The organism is Streptomyces sp. MJM8645 (assembly GCF_001625365.1).
In the GTDB taxonomy this organism is placed as follows: Bacteria; Actinomycetota; Actinomycetes; order Streptomycetales; family Streptomycetaceae; genus Kitasatospora.
On record NZ_LJJF01000002.1, the window covers coordinates 614812 to 635217 of the forward strand.

The 20406-nt window shown below is 72.7% G+C and carries 20 protein-coding genes; 7 read left to right on the forward strand and 13 right to left on the reverse strand.

Annotation, left to right across the window (positions count from 1 at the left end; all coding sequences use genetic code 11):
- Positions 1 to 74: 74 nt before the first annotated feature.
- Together A6F73_RS33450 and A6F73_RS33455 are read right to left on the reverse strand one after the other, a co-directional pair.
- On the reverse strand, positions 75 to 590 hold the full coding sequence (locus tag A6F73_RS33450) for a PH domain-containing protein (protein ID WP_063352115.1): 516 nt from the start codon (positions 588 to 590) through the stop codon (positions 75 to 77).
- A gap of 484 nt (positions 591 to 1074) precedes the next feature.
- Positions 1075 to 2310 (reverse strand): GDSL-type esterase/lipase family protein, encoded by a 1236-nt coding sequence (locus tag A6F73_RS33455; protein ID WP_063352116.1) that lies wholly within the window; start codon positions 2308 to 2310, stop codon positions 1075 to 1077.
- Between the two features lie 249 nt (positions 2311 to 2559).
- Between A6F73_RS33455 and A6F73_RS33460 the strand changes: the two genes are divergently transcribed.
- Entirely contained in the window at positions 2560 to 3363 is an 804-nt protein-coding gene (locus A6F73_RS33460) for a GntR family transcriptional regulator (RefSeq protein WP_079136488.1), read from the forward strand.
- A 215-nt stretch (positions 3364 to 3578) separates the two neighbouring features.
- Here the strand turns inward: A6F73_RS33460 and A6F73_RS33465 are convergent, their stop codons facing one another.
- A complete protein-coding gene (locus A6F73_RS33465; protein ID WP_063352118.1) occupies positions 3579 to 4454 on the reverse strand; it encodes an SGNH/GDSL hydrolase family protein in 876 nt (291 codons plus the stop codon).
- A 558-nt stretch (positions 4455 to 5012) separates the two neighbouring features.
- Between A6F73_RS33465 and A6F73_RS33470 the strand changes: the two genes are divergently transcribed.
- Complete coding sequence (locus A6F73_RS33470) at positions 5013 to 5393, forward strand: peptidase inhibitor family I36 protein (protein ID WP_063352119.1); 381 nt, start codon at positions 5013 to 5015, stop codon at positions 5391 to 5393.
- 392 nt (positions 5394 to 5785) lie between these two features.
- On the opposite strand, the gene A6F73_RS33475 is transcribed toward A6F73_RS33470, so the two are convergent.
- Positions 5786 to 6649, reverse strand: coding sequence for a helix-turn-helix transcriptional regulator (locus A6F73_RS33475; RefSeq protein WP_063352120.1), 864 nt, complete (start codon positions 6647 to 6649; stop codon positions 5786 to 5788).
- Positions 6650 to 6823: 174 nt separating this feature from the next.
- Between A6F73_RS33475 and A6F73_RS33480 the strand changes: the two genes are divergently transcribed.
- Together A6F73_RS33480 and A6F73_RS33485 are read left to right on the forward strand one after the other, a co-directional pair.
- Positions 6824 to 7747, forward strand: coding sequence for an alpha/beta hydrolase (locus tag A6F73_RS33480; RefSeq protein ID WP_063352121.1), 924 nt, complete (start codon positions 6824 to 6826; stop codon positions 7745 to 7747).
- Between the two features lie 178 nt (positions 7748 to 7925).
- On the forward strand, positions 7926 to 8684 hold the full coding sequence (locus tag A6F73_RS33485; protein ID WP_063352122.1) for a hypothetical protein: 759 nt from the start codon (positions 7926 to 7928) through the stop codon (positions 8682 to 8684).
- Between the two features lie 207 nt (positions 8685 to 8891).
- Here A6F73_RS33485 and A6F73_RS33490 read toward each other — a convergent pair whose 3' ends face one another.
- From A6F73_RS33490 to A6F73_RS33530, 9 genes are all read right to left on the reverse strand, one after another.
- Positions 8892 to 9530: a DNA-3-methyladenine glycosylase I gene (locus A6F73_RS33490; RefSeq protein ID WP_063352123.1), complete on the reverse strand. Its 639-nt coding sequence runs from the start codon at positions 9528 to 9530 to the stop codon at positions 8892 to 8894.
- Between the two features lie 80 nt (positions 9531 to 9610).
- Complete coding sequence (locus A6F73_RS33495) at positions 9611 to 10123, reverse strand: methylated-DNA--[protein]-cysteine S-methyltransferase (RefSeq protein WP_063352124.1); 513 nt, start codon at positions 10121 to 10123, stop codon at positions 9611 to 9613.
- A 237-nt stretch (positions 10124 to 10360) separates the two neighbouring features.
- The gene (locus A6F73_RS33500) at positions 10361 to 10891 is read right to left on the reverse strand and encodes a hypothetical protein (protein WP_063352125.1); all 531 of its coding nucleotides are present in this window, start codon (positions 10889 to 10891) and stop codon (positions 10361 to 10363) included.
- A 132-nt stretch (positions 10892 to 11023) separates the two neighbouring features.
- Complete coding sequence (locus A6F73_RS33505) at positions 11024 to 11800, reverse strand: 2OG-Fe(II) oxygenase (protein ID WP_079136489.1); 777 nt, start codon at positions 11798 to 11800, stop codon at positions 11024 to 11026.
- Positions 11797 to 12414 carry a methylated-DNA--[protein]-cysteine S-methyltransferase gene (locus A6F73_RS33510; RefSeq protein WP_063352126.1) on the reverse strand — a complete coding sequence of 206 codons (618 nt, stop codon included), beginning with the start codon at positions 12412 to 12414 and terminating at the stop codon, positions 11797 to 11799. Before A6F73_RS33510 ends, A6F73_RS33505 begins: the two co-directional genes overlap by 4 nt.
- A complete protein-coding gene (locus tag A6F73_RS33515; RefSeq protein WP_063352127.1) occupies positions 12411 to 12902 on the reverse strand; it encodes an RNA polymerase sigma factor in 492 nt (163 codons plus the stop codon). Before A6F73_RS33515 ends, A6F73_RS33510 begins: the two co-directional genes overlap by 4 nt.
- Before the next feature lie 253 nt (positions 12903 to 13155).
- On the reverse strand, positions 13156 to 13830 hold the full coding sequence (locus tag A6F73_RS33520) for a hypothetical protein (protein ID WP_208869236.1): 675 nt from the start codon (positions 13828 to 13830) through the stop codon (positions 13156 to 13158).
- A gap of 294 nt (positions 13831 to 14124) precedes the next feature.
- On the reverse strand, positions 14125 to 14370 hold the full coding sequence (locus tag A6F73_RS33525; protein WP_063352128.1) for a hypothetical protein: 246 nt from the start codon (positions 14368 to 14370) through the stop codon (positions 14125 to 14127).
- Positions 14367 to 15527, reverse strand: coding sequence for an inorganic phosphate transporter (locus A6F73_RS33530; RefSeq protein WP_244293797.1), 1161 nt, complete (start codon positions 15525 to 15527; stop codon positions 14367 to 14369). The genes A6F73_RS33525 and A6F73_RS33530 overlap by 4 nt, the downstream gene beginning before the upstream one ends.
- Positions 15528 to 15792: 265 nt before the next feature.
- Here A6F73_RS33530 and mdlC point away from each other — a divergent pair, with 265 nt between their 5' ends.
- From mdlC to A6F73_RS33545, 3 genes are all read left to right on the forward strand, one after another.
- Positions 15793 to 17403: a benzoylformate decarboxylase gene (mdlC, locus tag A6F73_RS33535; RefSeq protein ID WP_063352129.1), complete on the forward strand. Its 1611-nt coding sequence runs from the start codon at positions 15793 to 15795 to the stop codon at positions 17401 to 17403.
- A 327-nt stretch (positions 17404 to 17730) separates the two neighbouring features.
- Positions 17731 to 19626, forward strand: a complete 1896-nt coding sequence (locus A6F73_RS33540) for an amidohydrolase (protein ID WP_063352130.1) — start codon at positions 17731 to 17733, stop codon at positions 19624 to 19626.
- 113 nt (positions 19627 to 19739) lie between these two features.
- Positions 19740 to 20402, forward strand: coding sequence for a hydrolase (locus A6F73_RS33545; RefSeq protein WP_063352131.1), 663 nt, complete (start codon positions 19740 to 19742; stop codon positions 20400 to 20402).
- Positions 20403 to 20406 lie beyond the last annotated feature (4 nt).

Here is a 20406-nt window from a genome sequence, read left to right on the forward strand (position 1 = left end):
GGACCGACCGATCTCCCCATGGCAGCGCCACGGCCCAACGCCCGCCGGGGAGCCGGGCCGACGCGTTCAGGTGGCTACTGGGCCAGCACTACGGTGAAGACGAAGAGGACGACGGCGAGGGCGATGGTGCACAGCACCGCGACCCTCACGGGCGTCAGCCGGTCCCGGAACCGCTTCTCCGGCAGGACGCGCTGGCTCGGACTGGTGTTGTGCTTCCACCAGTCGACGACCCGCCGGAAGTCGGCGTCGAAGTCCTCCGACGGGTGGAGGTCGCTGGCCATCACAGTGGACATCCAGTGGCGCCGGCCATCGGTGGTGTGGATCCGGGCCACACGTGTGGGCGCGCCGCGGCCTTGGAACTCCGACACGTCGATCCAGGAGATCTGTTGCCAGGAGTAGGTGCGGCCACGGCCGAACCCCCAGCAGATGGTGACTCCGTCGGTGCCGACCCTGCTCCAGTACCGCATGGAGATGAGGCGGCTCGCGGCGGCCAGTACCACGGTCCCGCCGACGAGTAGGAGCATGGGGCCGAGGCCGAGGTGGAACTTCAGGTGGCCGGCGACGAGTTCGACCGTGACGACGATGAGCACCGGCCCGAGATCGGACCAGTCTGGGCGGAATCTGTCTTTTCCCCGGAAGATCAGTTCTTTCACACTGCGCACACTACGCCGCCCTCAACCCGGCCTCGCAGGGGGATGGTTCGACGGCCGCGTAGCTCCCGTCAGGGCCGGTCGAATACCGACAAGTCGGCTGTTACCGCACCTGGTTGTGCCGGCTCGCGCTGAACCTCGCGCGGGAACGAGGACGCTGCTCGGCTTCCCGGCTTCTCCGAGAATCCGCCCCAGGCCCGGTCAGCCGGCACCGGCGCATCGCCCTGATCCGCAAGGTCGTGATCAGCGACGAGCTCCCGCCCATGGAGGGGGTCGCCACCGCACTGATCCTGCGCTATGCCCAGCCCATCCGGCGGCTGGTCCGGCTCACCCATCCGCGAGGTCCAGTACGAAGCCGATCAGGTCGCACTCCGGCTCGGCGATCCACCCACCCCAGTCCCCGAGCCCTTCACCGGCATACTCCTCAACTACATCCACACCGCACGGCCGAACCGGCCGAACGGCACCGCTCCGGCCAGTGGCTGAAGGGGCCCGGGGTGGTGAAGGTGAGGGTGGCGAAGCGTTGGGCCATGTGCTGGTGGGTGGCGGCGTCCGGGTGGAGTTGGTCGGGCAGCGGGAGGCCGGCGGCGTCGGCCGGTCCGTAGAGGTCGCGGCCGTCGAGGAAGTGGAGGTTCGGGTCGTCGGCTGCCCGCTGTTCGACGATGCGGGCCAGCTCGTCCCGGATGACGCCCAGCGTCAGCTTTCCGCTCGCGCGCTCCGCGGGGTCGCCCGTTGCCCGGAAGCGGAGTTGTCCGGTGCTGAGAGCGGTGAGGTCGATCGTGCTGGGGCCGGGTGTGTCCTCGACCATGGGGCACAGGATGGGCGAGACGACGAGCAGGGGCGTTCGGGGGTGGCCGTCGCGGATGGTGTCGAGGAAGCCGTGGACGGCGGGGGTGAAAGCACGCAGGCGCATCAGGTCGTGGTTGACCACGTTGATGCCGATCTTGACGCTGATCAGGTCGGCGGGGGTGTCCCGCATGGTGCGCGCGGTGAAGGGGTCGAGCAGGGCGCTGCCGCCCAGGCCCAGGTTGATCAGTTCCACGTCGCCGAGGGCAGCGGCCAGGGCGGGCCAGGTGCTGGTGGGGCTGGCGGCGTCGGAGCCGTGGCTGATGGAACTTCCGTGGTGCAGCCACACCTTGCGGCCTCGGTCCGGCACGGGCTGGATGGGGGCGTCGGTCCGCAGTGCGACGAGTTCGGTGGTCTCGTTGTACGGCAGCCAGATCTCGACGTCCTTGGCCCGGTCGGGCAGGTCGCTGAAGCGGAGGGTGCCGGCGGTGCCCGGGCGGCGCTCGGCGGTCCTGGTGGTGATGTCGATGGTCAGCGTGTCGCCGCCGGTCACGACGGCCTGACCGGCCAGGCGGCCGTCGACGAGCAGGTCGTAGACGCCGTCCGGGCGCGCCGGGGCACCCACGTAGGCGGTCTTGGTGGGCAGGGTGTCCAGTTCGACGGCGGTGGCCCGGGTGCGGAAGGCCAGCCGTACTCCGGAGGGCTGGGACTCTGCCCTGGCCAGCTGCGGGTCGGCGCACTGGGCGCGGGCCCAGGCGGGCAGTCGGTGCGGCAGCAGGCCGCGCTCGGTCTGCTCCAGGTCGAGGGCTCCGCGCAGGAGGTTCGCGGTGATGGGTGTGGTGATCCAGGCGTGCGGATCGTGCTGGTGGTGCATGGTGTCGGCCTGCCCGTCGGGGTTGTCGTGGTGTTGCGATTCATTCGATGGGGGTGCCGGGGGGCGGGGCTCTTCACCAGGCGGCTGTGCAGGGCCTGCTGGGGGCTCCGGCCAGGCATCTAGATGTCTAGCCGTCTAGATGTCGAAGATGCTATCCCTCGCCGAGCCGCACCCGGTTGAACAGCAGGAGAACTTCACGGATGCGAACCCGGACTGGACCCAGGGCGCCGGATCCGTAGGATTCGCCACGTGCCGACACCACGAAACAACGGTCCGTTGTACCTCCAGTTCGCCCGCGCCATCCAGGAGCGCATCGACACCGGCGAGTACCCCCCGGGCTCCCGACTGCCGAGCGAGCCGGAGCTGTGCGGGCAATTCGGCGCCAACCGATTGACCGTCCGCCAGGCGATCGCCGAGCTCGACCGCGCGGGCGCGATCGAGATCCGGCGGGGGGTCGGCACCTTCGTACGCCGGCCGGTCGTGCGGGCCACGATCGATGTCGACCCGAACAGCGCCCGCCTCGATGTCGGCAGCCAGAGCGTGCCCGTGCCCGTGCGCGGCCTGAAGGGCACCGAGGAACGGGCCGTGGAGGTGTCGGTCGGCTCGGACACGGCGCCCGACCGGCAGGCGGCCGAGCACCTGCGGCTGCCCACGAGCGCACTGACCCGCATCGACACCGTGATCGTGATCTCCGCCCAGCCCTGGGCAGTGAACAGCTACTGGGTGGCCACGCACCTGCTGCCCACAGGCTTCGCGGAGTCGACGGAGTCGCGGAACACCACGGTGGCGGTGGCCGAGGCGATCGGTATCGAACTTGAATACGACTGGCGCTCGTTCAGCGCGATCGCCGCCGACATCGCCGACGCGCAGCGGCTCGACGTCGCGGCCGGCAGTCCGCTGCTCCTGCGCGAGGGGGTCAGCTGCGCACCGGACGGACGGCCGATCCTCTACGTACGCCGGCGGATCTACGGCGAGAACGCCAGCTTCGTGATGCGCTACCGCGAGTGGCGCCAGGCGGACCAGGACTCGGGCGGCGCGGATACCAGCGGCTGAGGCGCGCCTCGTTGCGCGGGGACTTCCACCTCCCTCCCGCCACCTCCCTCCCGTCGCAAGTGATCCGGGCCGCATTTGAGGCTGCGACCAGGTGCGACCAGGTGTGACCAGGCCTGACCGGAACAACCGGGACGTCGGGGGCGAGGGCCCGGTGGCCCGGCAGCCTCGGTGAGGCCGCCGGGCCATCGACCCGTTGCGGTCTGCGGCCTCGGCCCTCAGCTGACGCCGGCGGCCCGCAGCGCGGCTTCGACGGCCGCAGCGGCGTGTTGCTGACCGACCGCGTTCGGGTGGAACGGCGCGTAGGCGCCGGCGGGGACGAGCGGCTCGATCCAGCGGGTGGACGCGCTCTGGCAGGCGTCGTGCCCGACGCTCGGGGTGTAGGTGTCGACGTAGGTGGCGTCGTTGCCCTGGGCGGCGTGCCGCAGCATGGAGTTGAGGGCCAGTTCGATGCCGTCGAGGTAGGCGGTGTCCTTGGTGGTGAGGGTCAGTTGCGGCCGGCAGTTGCCGCTCTGCGGCAGGATGTCCGGGTAGCCAACAACGAAGACCTTGGCCTGCGGCGAGAGTCGGTGGATCTGCTGGAGGGCCCCGGCGATGTTCGCCTCGTCCGAGGCGATGGCGTCGGCGAAGGTCGATTTGTAGAAGTCCGCGCACGGCGAACCGATGTCGAACACGTTGAGCGCGTCGATGACCTCGCAGCCGCGGACGGCAGTGCTGAAGGTGTTGTTGTCGTTTCCTCCTATGCCCAGGGTGACCACCGATGTGGACGGGGTCAGCGCGTCGAACTGCGGCGGTGAGTCCGGCGACTGGGCGAGCGTCATGTCTCGGGCCTGCGCGCCGGAGCAGCTGACGTCGGCGAGTTGCAGCCCGAGGTTCCGGGCCACGACGTGGGGGTAGTTGTCGACGCCCTGGCGGCAGGCGGACGGTGTGCCGGGGGCGGGGGCGGTCAGTGTTCCGACGGCGGTGTAGGAGTCGCCCAGGGCGACATAGGCGCCCTGGATCGGGGACGCCTGGGCCGGGTTGGCCAGGGCCAGTGCAGTGGTGAGGGCGAGGCAGGCCGCGGCTGCGACGCCGGCGGTCTTCGTGGGGGTCATCGGGGGTCCCTTCCCATTCTCGTGACTACTGGTCAGAAGGTGTGCGGGCGCCCATGGTTCGAGTGGGCCTACTTCACCAGGAAGCCGCGCAGGTCCCACCGAGGCCCCGACAGGACATCTACACATCTAGATGTCGCAGATGCTATCCCTCGCCGAGTACCGCCATGTTGAACGGCGGGAGAACTTCACGGAGTTGCTCCCCGACTCCGCGATCAGAGCGCCGGTTCCAGGTCGTCCAGGCGTGGCACATCCTGCGCCTGTGGCTGTCGGCGCTGCTGATCACGGCGCTGTGATCGTTGCTCTCACGTCCCGCGCCGGGGCGACGTGCTGTCCAGTGACAGCCGGCCCGGCGCCGGGCGTGGCGCGCGGGGCTCATGTGGCACGGCGCGCACCTCCGGGCTGTCAAGAGGTGGTAGCGCAGGGACGAACCGTGCGGGGCGGCGTACGCAAGGGCACGCCTATGCGAATTGGTTAGTCCGACTGAGCGACCCCCAGGCGCTTCAGCCGTGGAAACCGCAGGTTTGCCAGCAATCTATTGGCGAAGAAGGGAGCGCATCCATGCGCCGACTGGCCACTCTGGCCGCCACTCTGTCCTTGGCGGCCGGGCTCATCGCCACAGCTCCAGCGGTACACGCCAGCACCGAACATGCGTCCACCAAGGCCGCGTCCAGCAACTGCCGCGCCAACAAGATCTGCTTCTACAAAGGCGCCGACTACGGCGGCGACTGGTGGGACTTCGAGCCGCCGTCGTTCGGATGCCACGACGCGGACTCCTACGGGGGCAACTACAACCATCCGCTCAGCGTGTGGAATAACACCCGCTACACGATCAGCCTGTACGACGGCAACTGCTTCGGCTCCAACCTCGTCGCGACAGTTGGGCCCGGCGAGGGTATCGCCAACCTGACCGGGACTGTCTCGGGCTACAAGTACGTGTGACCGGGAGATTCGACCGCAAGCAGTCCACCCCCGCCCCGGCATGGGCCTGTCAGAGCCCGTGCCGGGGCGTCGCGCTGCGCGATCTGCCGCGTGTCCGTCAACAGCCGTTCCATGTGGGCTGGTTCCGGAACCTCGATGTGGCCGATCGGTTCGGCCAGGTCCACCGTCCGATGGGCGCCGATCGTCTCCCGCGCAGCCGCAGGTGCTCCTCGACCGTGGGCACGGCCCCTCGGCGCCGGTGTTCCGCCTCGGTGACGTACCCCTGGCGGTACCGGCGCCAGTGCTCGGCGGGGCGATGGCGCCACCGCAGGGGCATGCCCTCGCTGCTGCGCCGCCACAGGTCGGCGAACGCCCGTCCAACGACGGTTCCGTGCAGGCTCCGCACACGAGCGTCACCCGCGCGGAGCAGGTACCCACTGGAGGAGGAATCGCAGTCCCTCGTGGGCCGGGGAGCCGGGAGGGGCGGTGTAGGCGATGAGTTGCTGGTCGGGCCGGGTGTCGACGGTGAACTGCTGGACGTCGAGGGTCAGGGGGCCGGCCAGCGGGTGGGCGTAGGTCTTGGTGAGCTGCCGGGGGCCGCGCACTCGGTGGTCGGCCCACCAGGCCCGGAAGTTCGCGTCGCAGGCTGTCAACTCACCGATCAGTGAAGTGAGTTCACGGTCCTCCGGGCGGCGGCCGGCTTCCATGCGCAGCGTGGCGACGCAGTCGCGCGCGGCGCGGGGCCAGTCCGCGTACAGCGCGCGGTAGGCGTCGTCGAGGAAGGTGAGGCGGATCAGGTTGCGCTCCCCGGGGGCGAGTGCGCCGAAGTCGGTGAGCAGGGCAGTGGCCGCGTGGTTCCAGGCCAGGACGTCCAGGCGCCGGTTGAGGACCATGGCGGGAACGTCGTGCATGGTCGCCAGGAGCTGCCGCAGTTGCGGGTCCACGGGCGGGCGGCCGGACGGTGGGGCGGCGGGTGCCGGGGCCGCGTCGACCAACGCGAAGAGGTAGGCGCGTTCGTCCGGCGCCAGGCGCAGCGCGTCGGCGAGCGCGTCGAGGACCGACCGGGAGACGCGCCGGGTACGTCCCTGCTCCAGGCGGACGATGTAGTCGACGCTCACGTGGGCGAGCTGCGCCAGTTCCTCGCGGCGCAGGCCCGGCACCCGGCGCAGCCGTCCGTCGTCGGGGAAGCCGGCCCCGTGGGGGTCGAGGGCGGCGCGGCGGGCGCGCAGGAAGTCCCCCAGCTCGTTGTCGCGGGAGGGCTGGTCACGGACGGTCATGGTTCCAGTGTCCGGCACGGGAGCGGCCTCGTACCTGGTACCGGCGTGCATAGGCAGCGTCCTCCCTGGCACCCCCGCACACCCCGGCGCCACGGTGGAGGAGCGGCCACCGAAGAGGGCCCCGGAGCCGGCCCCGCGCCGACCCGCCCGTCGCACGACGACCGGAGCAGCACCGTGATCACCGATGTGACCTTCCCCAGCGCCGGCCTGGACCTCGCCGGCCACCTGTACACCCCCGACGACGGCGGCACCGGCAGCCCCCGCCCGGCGATCGTCGTCGGCCACCCCGGCGGCGGGGTGAAGGAGCAGGCCGCTGGCCTGTACGCCCGGCGCCTGGCCGAGCGCGGCTTCGTCACCCTCGCCTTCGATGCCGCCTTCCAGGGCGCGAGCGAGGGCGAGCCGCGCGGCCTGGAGGACCCGGCGCACCGGATCGAGGACCTCAAGGCCGCCGTCTCCTTCCTCACCACCCGCGCCGAGGCCGACCCGGGCCGGATCGGGGCGCTGGGCATCTGCGCCTCCGGCGGCTACGCCCTGGCCGCCGCCTCGACCGACCAGCGGATCAGGGCCGTCGCCACCGTCAGCGCCACCGACATGGCCCGTCAGTTCCGCGACGGCGCCAACGGCACCCAGGATCCGGCCGTCTTCCGGGCCATGCTCGAAGCCGCTGCGGCGGCCCGCACCGCCGAGGCCCGGGACGGGGGCGTCCGGACCTTCCCGATCTTCCCCGCGACCGAGGAGGAGGCCCACCGCGGCGGCCCGCACGTCCACGACGGCTGGGAGTACTACTGCACGCCCCGCGCCGAACACCCCCGGGCGGCCAAGGCCCTGACCTGGTCCAGCATCGACCGCATCGCGGCCTTCGACACCTTCGCCGCCCTGCCCCTGCTCGCCCCGCGCCCGCTGCTCATGGTCGCCGGCCGCGAGGCGGTGACCGCCTGGATGAGCGTGCGGGCCTTCCAGCGCTCGACTGGACCGAAGGAACTCCACTGGATCGACGGCGCGTCGCACGTCGACCTCTACGACAAGGACGAGTTCGTCACCCCCGCCGTCGCGAGGCTGGCCGGCTTCTTCGGCACCCACCTCGTTGCGGCCGCGTAACCACGCCCCGGGCAGCTGGCCGGTCTTCGCGTGCACCGGCGGGCAAGCCCCCGCTGACGGCACCGTCACCGGCTCCCGCCGGCGCTAATGTCCGGGCTCCGGGCGGAAGTTCCGCCTCGGATTGCGGCGCGCCCCGGCGTGCACCACGTCGAGGCGCCCGGAGGAGGGAGATGGTCCGATGGGATCGGAACGCATGCGCGGCCGCCGTGCCGTTGTCGCCCGCGCACCGCGCGTGGCAGTGGCGGTGCTGGCCGGGCTCAGCCTGGCGGTGGGGCTCACGGCCTCGCCCGCCGCGGCGGCGACGACCGAGGGCAACTGGATCAACGAGGGCGGCCCCGCACGCTCCCCGTCGGCCATGACCGCCCTGTGGCACGACAACGAGACGTACGAGGCCGCCCGCGGCGAGGATGACCGGATCTGGTGGCGGCACGGGAACGGCGCCTGGCAGCTGATGCCGGGCAACGCCCGGGCCGTGCGCATCACCAGCAACTTCACCTTCACCGCCGGAGAGCAGGAGTTCTACGTCTCACGGGGCCTGACCAACTCGGTCCGCATCGCCCGTACCCGCCCGGGCGACGGCAGGAACGCCCGGTACACCGAACTGCCCGGCGGCGGCCGGTGCGAGTCGCTCGCGATCGGCCGCGGCGGCGACCCAGGACACCTCGCGACCAGTCCCTTCGACCCGGGCTACGCCGCCCAGCAGAACATGGCCATCGGCTGCATCAGCCCCAACGACCACCAGCTCTACCTCAACCGCTCCACCGACGGCGGCAACACCTGGTCCGGCTGGTCCCACAGTACCGGCGGCCCCTCCCCCTCCGACGCCGCACCCGAGATCCACGGCTTCCCCGGCGGCGAGGTCTTCGCCGTCCTCTCCTGGGGCAGCGACACCGCCCCCTTCAAACGCCACATGATCGTCATGAAGCGCGTCATGTGACACCCACTCGGGACCAGGATCACCGCACCGGCCCTCCCGGGTGCGGTGGATCGGGAACACGAGCAGCGTGATGATGACGGCGAACGTCCCATCGCCCGTCGCCTCCAGGCGGCGGCTCGACGGACACGGCCCGCCACACGGGGGACGTGGCGGGCCGTGTGGTGGCCGAACGGCCCCAGCGAGCAGGGGTGCTGGGTGGTGAGGCGGTCATGCCGGCCAGATTCCGGAGGAACCGCGGCGGTGGGAGTCCAGCAGGTGGGTGTCGATGATGCCGATGGCTTCCATCAGGGCGTGCATGGTGGTCGGGCCGACGAACGCGAACCCCTGCGCGCGCAGGGCCTTGGACAGGGCCTGCGATTCGGGGGAGGTGGTGGGGATCTCGGCGAACGTGCGCGGTCTGGGGGTGTCGAGTGGCTTGAACCCCCACACGAAGTCGGTCAGGCCGCCGTGTTCGCGCAGCCGGATGGTCGCCCGGGCGTTGGCCACGGCCGCGAGGATCTTCGCGCGGTTGCGGACGATCCCGGCGTCGGCCATGAGGCGTTCGACGTCGGTGTCGCCGTAGCCGGCGACCCGGTCGGGGTCGAAGTCGTCGAACGCGGCGCGGAACGCCGGGCGCTTGCGCAGGATCGTCGCCCACGACAGCCCGGCCTGGAAGGCTTCCAGGCTGATGCGTTCGTACAGGCCGCGCTCGTCGCGCACGGGCATGCCCCACTCGGTGTCGTAGTACTCGCGGAGCAGCGGATCGGTGCCGGCCCACGCGGGGCGGGCGAGCCCGTCCTCGCCGATCACCACCCCGGGGTCGACGGGGTGTTCGGGGGCGAGGGCGGGGACGGTGTCGCTGGCCATCGGGGAAGGGTTCCTCGCTGTTCTTCAAAGGGGCAGGGGGTGCCGGGCGTTCGCGGTCGGGCCGCCCGGCCGGGGCGCGGCTAGAACAGTCGTCCGGCCCGGGTCTCGACCGGCTCCTCCAGGTCCAGCAGGAGCTGCTTGCGCTCCAGTCCGCCGCCGAATCCGGTGAGTTTGCCGCCCGCGCCCACCACCCGGTGGCAGGGGATGACGATGCTCACCGGGTTGCGCCCCACGGATTGGCCCACGGACTGCGCGAACCCCTTGCTGCCCAGCTCGACCGCGATGTCGCCGTAGGTGATCCGCGCGCCGTACGGGATCTGGCGCAGCTGCGCCCAGACCTGTTCCTGGAACTCGTCGCCGTTCGTCGCCGCCGCGACGTCGAACACCTGCCGCTTTCCGGCGAAGTACTCGTCGAGTTCGCTGCGGGCCTGGGCGAGCACCGGGTCGGCCGAGGTGTCGGCTCGCCGGCCCCACGCCGAGGGCCGGGGCGTGTACCGGTAGCCCGGGAAGTAGAGCCCGATCAAGGCGTTGTCGCCGGCGACGACCAGGAGCCGTCCCACCGGGCTGTCCACGTAGGCGTGCCGGACGTCCATGTCGATCTCCTCTCTGCGCCTGCTGTCTGTGGTGAAGACGCGCGGGCGCACCGAAACGTGAGACGCGTTCCGGCAGCAGTCGGCCGGGCAGGACGGCGGAGCGGCCGGGCAGGATTCCCGAAAGGCGCGTGGATACGCGGGATCACGAGGAGTGCGGGGGTCCTGGGGCAACAGGAGTGCCCCAGGGGGCGGGGCCGACCGCATCGCGCGGCACCTCCGGCAGGTCGGACAGCGCCGTCACCGTGATATGCCGGGGCCGGGGCCGGTGACCGTGAGGTCGCCGTCGTCGGTGACGATCCAGGTGGCGCCGTTCGCGTCGGCTCCGGTCAGGCCGCGCAGCTGCCGGGCGCCGACCAGGGCCAGCGTGGCGGGGCGGCCGATGGCGGCGGTGGCCAGGGTGCGGTCGGGCCGCCAGGACGTGGACCACAGCAGCCGCCGGGCCACCTGGGCCCAGCCGACCTCCGGGCCGGTCATCACCCACACGTCGGCCGGCGCGTCGGCGAAGTGGCGGGCCTGGCACAGCCAGGAGGCTGCGGTCTCCGGCCAGGTGGTCGTGGCGGCCACGACGCCGCCGGCGGCCTGCCAGGCCCGGGTGATCGCGTCGGCGCCTGCCAGCGCGGCCGGGGTCCGGCCGGAGCCGACGGCGATGCTCCGGGCGCCGCGCGCCTGGGCCAGCGCGACCAGCACGGTGACTTCGGTGTCGGTGACTGCCAGGTCGGGGCCCGGCGGTGGGGGGTCGGTCAGCAGGGGGCTGGTCAGGGGATTCATGGGGTGCCTTCTTCGTCAGCGCTCTTCGATGACCGGCAGAGGTCCAGGTGGCGCACCGCGCCCGGCCGGCAGGAGCGGGCAGGCGGGCGGACGCGGTGAATGCGGACAGACCGACGGCGGCCGCCGGGGATGCTAGGCGGCGTCGTGGAAGACCAGGGCCAGGGTGTGCCGGTGCCCGGAGCGGAGCGCCGAGACGCCGTGCCGGACGGGGGCGGCGGACCAGCCGCGCGCGGAGCGCACGGGCCGGTCGCGGGTGGTGAACACGTAGCCGTGGCCCTGCGGGAGCAGGGTGGCGGTGCCGCGGGACTGGGCGCGGGGGCGCTGCTCGACCAGCAGGAACTCCCCACCGGTGTGGTCGGTGCCGGGCCGGTCCAGGTTGATCACGACCTGCAACGGGAACACCAGGTCGCCGTACAGGTCACGGTGCAGCGCGTTCCAGTCCCCGGCGCCGTAGCGCAGCAGGATCGCGGTGGACTTGGACTGCCCGGCCGCGTGGCACATCTGCAGCCACTCGTCCAGGGTGTCCGGCCACGGCGCGGTGCGGCCGAGCCGTTCCCACCAGGTGCGGGCGATGGGCAGCAGCCGCGGGTACAGGGCCTGCTTGAGCTGCTCGACCGGCTCGGGGTAGGGGGCGTGGAGGTACTTGTACTCGCCGGCCCCGAACCGGTACCGGGCCATGTCGACGGTGGAACGGAACAGCTCGGGCCGCCCGTACAGGTCCCGGAGTCGGCCGGCCTCGTCCGGGGTGAGCAGTTGCGGCAGCAACGCGCCTCCGAGCGCGTCGAGTTCGGCGGCCACCGCGTCCCAGTCGGCGCTCTCGGCCCGGCCGGCCCACGGCCCGGATCCGGTGGCGGCGTCCGCGCCGGGAGCCGTCACCCTCGTGTTCGCCCTCGCAGCGGTGGCGGTCATGCCGCGGCCTCCAGTTCCAGTAGTGCGGTCTTGGCCTCCAGGCCGCCGATGTAGCCGCCGAGGGTGCCGTCGGTGCGCAGCACCCGGTGGCAGGGGACGACCACCGGCAGCGGGTTGGTCGCGCAGGCCGTGCCGACCGCCCGCACCGCCTTGGGGCTGCCGACCAGTTCGGCGACTTGGCGGTAGCTGCGGGTCTGGCCGTAGCCGATCTCCGGCAGGTGCTGCTGGACCAGTTGCCGGAAGCCCTTGGACAGGGACAGGTCCAGCGGCAGGTCGAACGCGCGACGGCGGTGGTCGAAGTACTCGTCGATCTCCCGGGCGGCGGTGTCCAGCCGGCCGGGGGCGCGCAGGATGCGCGGGCTGACCTTGTCGGCCAGGGCCTGAAGGACCTGGTCGTGGCCTTCGACCGCGAAGGCGACACGGACCAGGCCCCGGTCGGTGGCGGCCAGCAGCAGGGGGCCGACCGGGGAGTCGACGACGGTGTAGGCGATGTCGACCAGGGCGGCGGCCTGGGCCTCGGCCTCCAGCCGGCGGTGCAGCCGGGCCAGGGTCCCGGCGTCGACGGGAGCCGACAGCACGCTCAGGACGTCATCGTGGGATCGGATGCCGCTCATGTAGATGCTCCTCTCGAAGTCGCGCCCGGATAGTGTTTTCGTAGATTCTTCAGACCGTCCGCCGCCGCCCGGCGCGCCGCCGCGGTGTTCCCGCCCAGGACCGCCGCGATCTCGTCGTACGACATCCCGGCCAGATAGCGGAACGTGACCGCCTGCCGCTGCTTGCCGGGAAGACGCCCCACCATCTCCCACAGCTCCCCGTCGTCAGCGCCCGGAACGCCCAGCGAACTGGGCGCCTCCGGCAACTCCTCGGCCGGCAGCGGCCGGCGTCCGGCGGCGCGCAGCGCGTCGATCGCCTTGCGCCGGGCGATCGTCACCAGCCACGCCTCCACGTTCGCCGTCTCCGGCAGCCCCGGCCAAGCCCGCATCGCCGCCAGGAACGTCTCCGACCAGGCGTCGTCTGCGTCGTGTGTCCCCAGCAGCGCCCGGCACACCCGCAGCACGGTCGCGCCGTGCTGCTCGACCGCCTTCTCGAACGGTTCCCTCATCCTCGCCCTGCCGTAGACCTTGAATCCGAACCGATGTGTTCGAGCTCCCGAAACAGCCGGCCGGTCGCGGCCGGCACTGCCCTCCTCCAAGTCCGGCGGCCTCCGCCCGGTTTCTTCGGGTCGTCACCGTGCCCGGCCGCCTTCTGCACCTGCTGTCTCACCTGGAAGACGGTGCGGGTGCCGAGAACGTGAGATCCGAGTTTCACCCGGTGGGAACGTGCCCGGCGCGGGCCTCAGCCGCAGCCACTCCCGTTCATCCGGCGGACGGGTGCAGGACGGGCGCGTACCCGCCGACCAGCACCTGCACTGTCACCGCGGGGGTGAGCACCTCCACCCGAAGGTCCGGGGCGACCGCCCGCGCCGCGCCGTACCCGGCCATCGACCAGGGCCGCCAGTACCCCTGCCGCATCAGCCCGGCCTCGCCGTCCAGGCGGACGAACGCGCCGTCCGGCAGGTCGCCGGCCGCCGCCCGGAAGGTGCGCTGGCGCCCGTCGGGCGTTCTCCGGTCCGCCTGCAGCCTGCTGTCCATCTCCGGCGCGCCGGGAAGGCCGTCTCCCAGGGTGTCGGCCCAACTGCGCTGGAACCGCCGGTAGTCCGGGACGCGGCACAGCCCGCACGGCCGGTGCCCGGCGGCGAGGGCCGTGGCCTCGTCGAGGAAGTACAGCTCCGTCAGCCGGCCCGGCTGCCACTGAACCCGCCACCAGTCCTTGAACTCCAGCACGCAGCAGACCCAGGCCCGCGTCGACGGCTTGCGCGTCGGCTGGCCGCCAGCGCCGAGCAGCGAGCCCCGGTTCCCCCAGAACAGCCCCCGCCCCGGGTCGGCCACGAGCTCGCCGTCCGGCCGCACCCGATTGCGTCGGCCCGTACGGACCCGTTCGCCCGCCCCCGGCTGGTTCTCCCGCCTGGTCAAGCCCTCGTCCACCGGCATGATGCGCTCCTCGCCCTGTCGGATGATCGGCAGGCGGGATTGACCGCCGACATGGTGAAGACGCCGGCGGCAGGTCAGGCATGCGGCCGGAGTCCGGACGCCCATCGGATCACGATGCGCCCTGGATGTTCCCCGAGTTCCGAGGTGCGTTACCGCGGCAGCTTGGTGGTGCGCTCCGGGCGGACGGCGGGGACGGACGGCAGGGGACGGACGGCAGGGGACGGACGAAGCACGACAGCACCCGCAGTGACGAGCGGGATCGGCATTCGCCGAGACGGCCTGGACGGCGGGCGGTCAGCGGTGGCCGACGATGACGGAGATGCCCCAGCCGATCGCCGCGAGCACCACCGCGAAGATCAGTCCCGCCAGGGTGGAGCCGACCGGCCCGGCGGAGGGCCGGACGGCGGAGGGCTCGCCGGCCGCGCCGGTCGGGTTGAGCAGGCGCAGGCCGAGGGCGAACAGCGCGGGCAGGCCGGCGCCGGTGAGCAGGCCCACCACGACGATCTTCCACAGCGCGTCCAGGTTGATCCAGGAGTTCACGGGCTCACCTCGTCCTTGGCCTTGACCGGCTCCGGCGTCACCGAACCGGTCCACGCGGCGTTGACGTTCTCCGGTGTCACGGCCGGATGGCGGGAGGCGGCGAAGAAGGCGACCGACACCACCACCAGCGCGCCGACGATCACCACCACGCCGACCGTCCCGCCGATCCCGTTCGCGGCCCAGTAGGCCACCGCGCCGGCCAGCGCGGAAGCCGGCAGGGTGAGCAGCCAGGCCGTCACCATCCGGCGGGCGAGCTGCCAGCGCACCACTGCGCCGCTCCTGCCGACCCCCGAGCCCAGGATCGATCCGGTGGCCACGTGCGTGGTGGAGAGCGAGTAGCCGAAGTCGGTGGAGCAGAGGATCACGGCGGCCGAGGCCGACTCGGCGGCCATCCCCTGCGGCGGTTCGATCTCCACCAGCCCCTTGCCCAGGGCTCGGATCACCCGCCAGCCGCCGATGTAGGTGCCCAGGGCGATCGCCAGCGCACAGGAGAGGATCACCCAGTCCGGTGCCTTCGCCCCGGCGGGCAGGGTGCCGTTGGCGATCAGGGCGAGGGTGATGGCGCCCATGGTCTTCTGCGCGTCGTTGGTGCCGTGGGCGAGCGAGACCATGGAGGCCGAGCCGATCTGGCCGAGCCGGAAGCCGCGCCCGCGCGGTCCTTCGGGCACGTCGCGGGTGAGGCGGTAGACCAGGAGGGTGCCGACCACGGCCACCCCACCGGCGATGAACGGCGACAGCGCCGCGGGCACGACCACCTTGGAGACCAGCCCCTGCCACTTGACGGCCGAGGCCCCGGCAGCCGCCACCGTCGCCCCGACCACCCCGCCGATCAGCGCGTGCGAGGAACTGGAGGGGATCCCGAGGTACCAGGTGGCCAGGTTCCACAGGATGCTGCCGACCAGACCGGCGCACACCACCGTCAAGGTCACCTCCCCCGTGGCGACCAGGCCGTTGGCGATGGTCGCCGCCACGGCGGTCGACAGGAACGCGCCCACCAGGTTCAGCACCGCCGACACCGCGACCGCGACGCGCGGCGGCAGGGCGCCGGTGACGATCGAGGTCGCCATCGCGTTGCCGGTGTCGTGGAAGCCGTTGGTGAAGTCGAAGCCCAGCGCCGTGGCGACCATCAGCGCCAGGACCGCGTCGTTGCCGGTCACGGACCCGAACCTAGCCCGCGCACCGGCCGAGGCTGCCGCCGACCCGCCCTGCCCCGGGGCCCGGCACCCGTTCGTCCGGCCGTTCGTCCGGTTGCGGGGCCCTCAGTGCCGATGCTCTCCTGCAAGAGCCGGCCGGCGTGACGATCGGAACCGATGTGCCGTCCCCCGTCGCCGTCCCGCCCCAGGAGGCTGCCGGCCGGCCGGACCGAGACCCGTCCCTGCAAGCCCTGAGGCCCTGACGCCCCGGGTGAAAGCGTTGGCACCCATGGCTGAGCACTCCACCGTCCGCACCGTGACGTACGACCTGCTGCGCACGCTCGGACTCACCACGGTCTTCGGGAATCCGGGCTCCACCGAGGAACCGTTCCTCCAGGACTTCCCCGCGGACTTCGGCTACGTCCTGGCGCTCCAGGAGGCGTCCGCCCTCGCGATGGCCGACGCCTTCGCGCAGGTCACCGGCCGCCCCGCGCTGGTCAACCTGCACTCCTCGGCCGGCACCGGCAACGCGCTGGGCAACCTGGTGGCGGCCCACCACGGGAACACGCCCCTGATCGTCACCGCCGGCCAGCAGCACCGGGAGCTGGTGATCGGCGAGCCGTACCTCGGCAACCGCGAGGCCACCCAGCTGCCGAAGCCCTGGGTGAAGTGGTCCTACGAGCCGGCCTGCGCCGAGGACGTCCCCGAGGCCTTCATGCGCGCCTACGCGCAGGCGCTCCAGCCGCCCGCCGGCCCGGTCTACCTGTCGATCCCGATGGACGACTGGAAGCGGCCGCTGTCCGGCTTCACCCGGGTGCGGACGGTGAGCGAGCGGGTGGCCCCCGACCCCGGGCGGCTGCGGGCCTTCGCCGAGCGCATCACCGCCAGCCGCCGGCCCGCACTCGTCTTCGGGCCGGAGGTCGACCGCAGCGGCGGCTGGGACGCGGCCGTCGCCCTGGCGGAGAGGCTGCGCGCCGCCGTCTACGGCGCCCCGCTGGGGGACCGCGTCTCCTTCCCCGAGGACCACCCGCTCTTCGCCGGCCCGCTGGGCATGTCGGTGAAGACCATCAGCGACCGGCTGGCCGGGCACGACCTGGTGGTGGTGATCGGCGCGGAGGTGTTCCGCTACTACCCGTACGTGCCCGGCGACTACCTCCCCCCGGGCACCGGGCTGCTCCAGATCACCGGCGACCCGGAGGCGGCCGCGGCCGCGCGGGTCGGCGACAGCCTGCTCGGCGATCCCCGGCGGGCGATCGAGCTGCTCCTCGACCTGGTCGAGGAAGGTTCGGCGCGGACCGCTCCGGAGCCGATGCCGCGGCCCCGCGTGCTGCCGTCCGCCCCGGACCGGCCGCTCACCCCGCCGGAGGTCTACGCCGCCCTGAGCAGGGTCCGCCCGCCGGACGCGGTCATCGTCAACGAGTCGACGTCGACCATGGCGCAGCAGCTCGAATGGCTGCCCACCACCCGATCGGGCTCGTTCTTCGCCACGGCCAGCGGGGGCATCGGCTGGGCCGTCCCGGCCGCGGTCGGCGTCGCGCTGGCCGACCGGGACCGGGGGACGCGGCGCCCGGTGGTCGGCCTGATCGGCGACGGCTCCTTCCAGTACTCCGTGCAGGCCCTCTACACGGCGGCCCGGCACCGCCTCCCGATCGTCTACGTGGTCATGCGCAACCACGAGTACTCGATCCTGAAGTCGTTCGCCCTGCTGGAGGACACCCCCGGGGTGCCCGGGCTCGACCTGCCCGGACTGGACGTCGCCTCGGTGGCCCGCGGCTTCGGGTGCCACGCCGTCGACGTGGAGACCACCGAGGACCTGGAGCGGGAGTTCACCGCGGCCCTGACCGCCGACACCCCCACCGTCATCGTCGTTCCCACCCGACCCCAGCAGGCCGCGCTGTAGACCGCGCGGCGGGGCCGGGTCGGGCGGCAGGAGCACCTCGGCGACCAGCAGGGGAAGGTGTCCGACAGCCGGGCACCTTCCCCTTTCGGCACCACGGACCCCTCCGTCTTCCGCCATCGACCGCCCCCGCACGATCGCCGCTGCGGGCGGCTGGTGCGCTCGCGGACCGGGGCCGGTGCGCTGTGGGCCAAGTCCGGCACCACCCCTGCGCCTAACGTCACGTCAGGAGCCCGACGGGGCGGGGCTGTGGCCCCGGCCCGCTCGGAAGCCTCCACCCGCCGCCCGCACCCGGGCGACGGGTCGATCCCCTGACAGGAGGCCGTCGAGGTGCCTGCAATACCCGTCGGCGGGCTGGTCCCCCGCGCCGTCGAGGACGCCGCCGAGAACGCCGCCGATGTCGTCGTCCGCAACGCGCGGATCCACACCGGCGACGCCCGCCGCCCCCAGGCCGGCGCCCTCGCCATCCGCGACGGCGTGATCACCGTCGTCGGGGACGACCCGGACGTCGCCCCGGTCATCGGCCCGTCCACCGTCGTGGTCGACGCGCTCGGCCGGCGGGTGGTGCCCGGCCTCAACGACGCGCACCTGCACGTGATCCGGGGCGGCCTCAACTACGTCCTGGAGCTGCGCTGGGACGGCGTGACCTCGCTGCGCCGGGCGCTGGCGATGCTGCGGGAGCAGGCCGCCCGCACCCCCAGGGGCCAGTGGGTGCGGGTCGTCGGCGGCTGGTCGGCCGAGCAGTTCGCCGAGCGGCGGCTCCCGACGCCCGCCGAGCTGAACGAGGCGGCGCCGGACACCCCGGTGTTCGTCCTCCACCTCTACCAGTCGGCGATCCTCAACCGCGCCGCCCTGCGCGCCGTCGGCTACACCCGCGACACCCCGGACCCGAAGGGCGGCCAGATCGTCCGGGGCCGCGGCGGCGAGCCGAACGGCATGCTGTTGGCGGCGCCGAGCGCCCTGGTCCTCTACTCCACGCTGGCCAAGGCCCCGGTGCTGGAGGGCGAGGACCGTGCGACCTCCACCCGGCACTTCCTGCGCGAGCTGAACCGCTTCGGGCTGACCTCCGCGATCGACGCCGCCGGCGGCTTCCAGAGCTTCCCCGAGAACTACGCCACGGTGACCGAACTCGCCCGCGAGGGCCTGCTCACGCTCCGCATCGCCTACCACCTGTTCCCGCAGACCCCCGGCCAGGAGCTCGACGACCTCACCCGCTGGATCGAGACGGTCCGCCCCGGGGACGGCGACGCCTGGCTGCGGCTGAACGGCGCCGGCGAGAACCTCACCTGGGCCGCCGCCGACTTCGAGAACTTCGCCGAGCCACGCCCCGAACTCGGCCCCTACGAGGGCGAGTTCGAGAAGGCCGTCCGCCTACTGACAGAGCACGGCTGGGGCTTTCGGCTGCACGCGACCTACGACGAGACGATCCGGCGCGACCTCGCGGTGTTCGAGAAGCTCGCCGCCGAGGGGCTCTTCCCGGCCGGGAACCGGTGGCTCTTCGACCACGCGGAGACCGTCTCCCGGGACAGCCTGGACCGGATCGCGGCCCTCGGCGGCTCGCTGTCGGTGCAGAACCGGCTGTCCTTCCAGGGCGAGGTGTTCACCCGCCGCTACGGCCTCGGCGCCGCCGCCGAGGCCCCGCCGATCCGCGCGATGCTGGAGCGCGGCCTGACGGTGGCCGCCGGTACGGACGCCACCCGGGTGTCCTCGTACAACCCCTGGGTCGCCCTGCACTGGCTGGTCTCCGGGCGCACGGTCGGCGGGTCGGCGATCCGGCCGCCGCAGAACCGGGTGGACCGGGCGACCGCGCTCGCGATGTACACCACGGCGGGCTCCGCCCTCACCGGCGAGCAGGACGTCAAGGGCGTGCTGCGGACCGGCTGCTACGGCGACCTGGCCGTCCTGTCCGAGGACTACTTCACCGTGCCGGAGCCGGAGATCCCGTCCATCGAGTCCCTGCTGACGGTCGTCGGCGGCCGGATCGTCCACGCGGCGGCCGAGTACGAGGGCATGGACGAGGAGCTCCCGCCGGTCAGCCCCGGCTGGAGCCCGGTCGCCCACTTCGGCGGCTACCAGGCCTCCGGTCGCGCCTCCGGCGCGGGCGCCCGCCAGGCGGAGCTGCTCGGCGAGGTCGTCACCGAGTCACAACTGCACCACCGCTGGCGGGTCGAGCGCGGCCTGGTGGACGAGCACCACCAGCCGTTCGACCCCTGCTTCCTCCTCTGATCCACCTCCCCCGGCCCCTGATCCACCTCCCCCGGCCCCTGATCCACCTCCCCCGCCCCCGCGCGGAGCACCGCGCTGGGGCCCTGCCGAGACACACCGAAGGGAACCCCCTCATGGTCGACCTCACCCAGGTCAGCCCCACCCCGAGCCCCGACCTGCTGACCCCCGACAACGCCGTGGTGCTGTTCGTGGACCACCAGCCGCAGATGTTCTTCGGCACCGGCAGCGGCGACCGCACCGCGATCGTCAACGCCACCGTCGGCCTCGCCAAGGCCGCCCGGGCCTTCGAGGTGCCGACCGTCCTGACCACCGTCGCCGCCGAGTCCTTCTCCGGCCCGCTGCTGCCGCCGCTGGCGGCGGTGTTCCCCAAGGCCGAGGTCCTCGACCGCACCTCGATGAACGCCTGGGAGGACGCGGCGGTCGTCGAGGCGGTCAAGGCCACCGGGCGCGGCAAGGTCGTCATCGCCGGCCTGTGGACCGAGGTCTGCCTGGTCCTGCCGGTGCTGTCCATGATCGACCAGGGCTACGAGGTCTACGTCGTCACCGATGCCTCCGGCGGCGTCTCCCCGCAGGCCCACGAGCACGCGATCCAGCGGATGACGCAGGCCGGCGCGGTGCCGGTCACCTGGGTCCAGGTGCTGCTGGAGCTCCAGCGCGACTGGGCCCGGACGGAGACGTACGGCGTGGTCACGGAGATCGTCAAGGAGCACGGCGGCGCGTACGGCCTCGGGATCGTCTACGCCCAGGCCGTCATCGGCGAGCACGCCGCCGGCTGACACC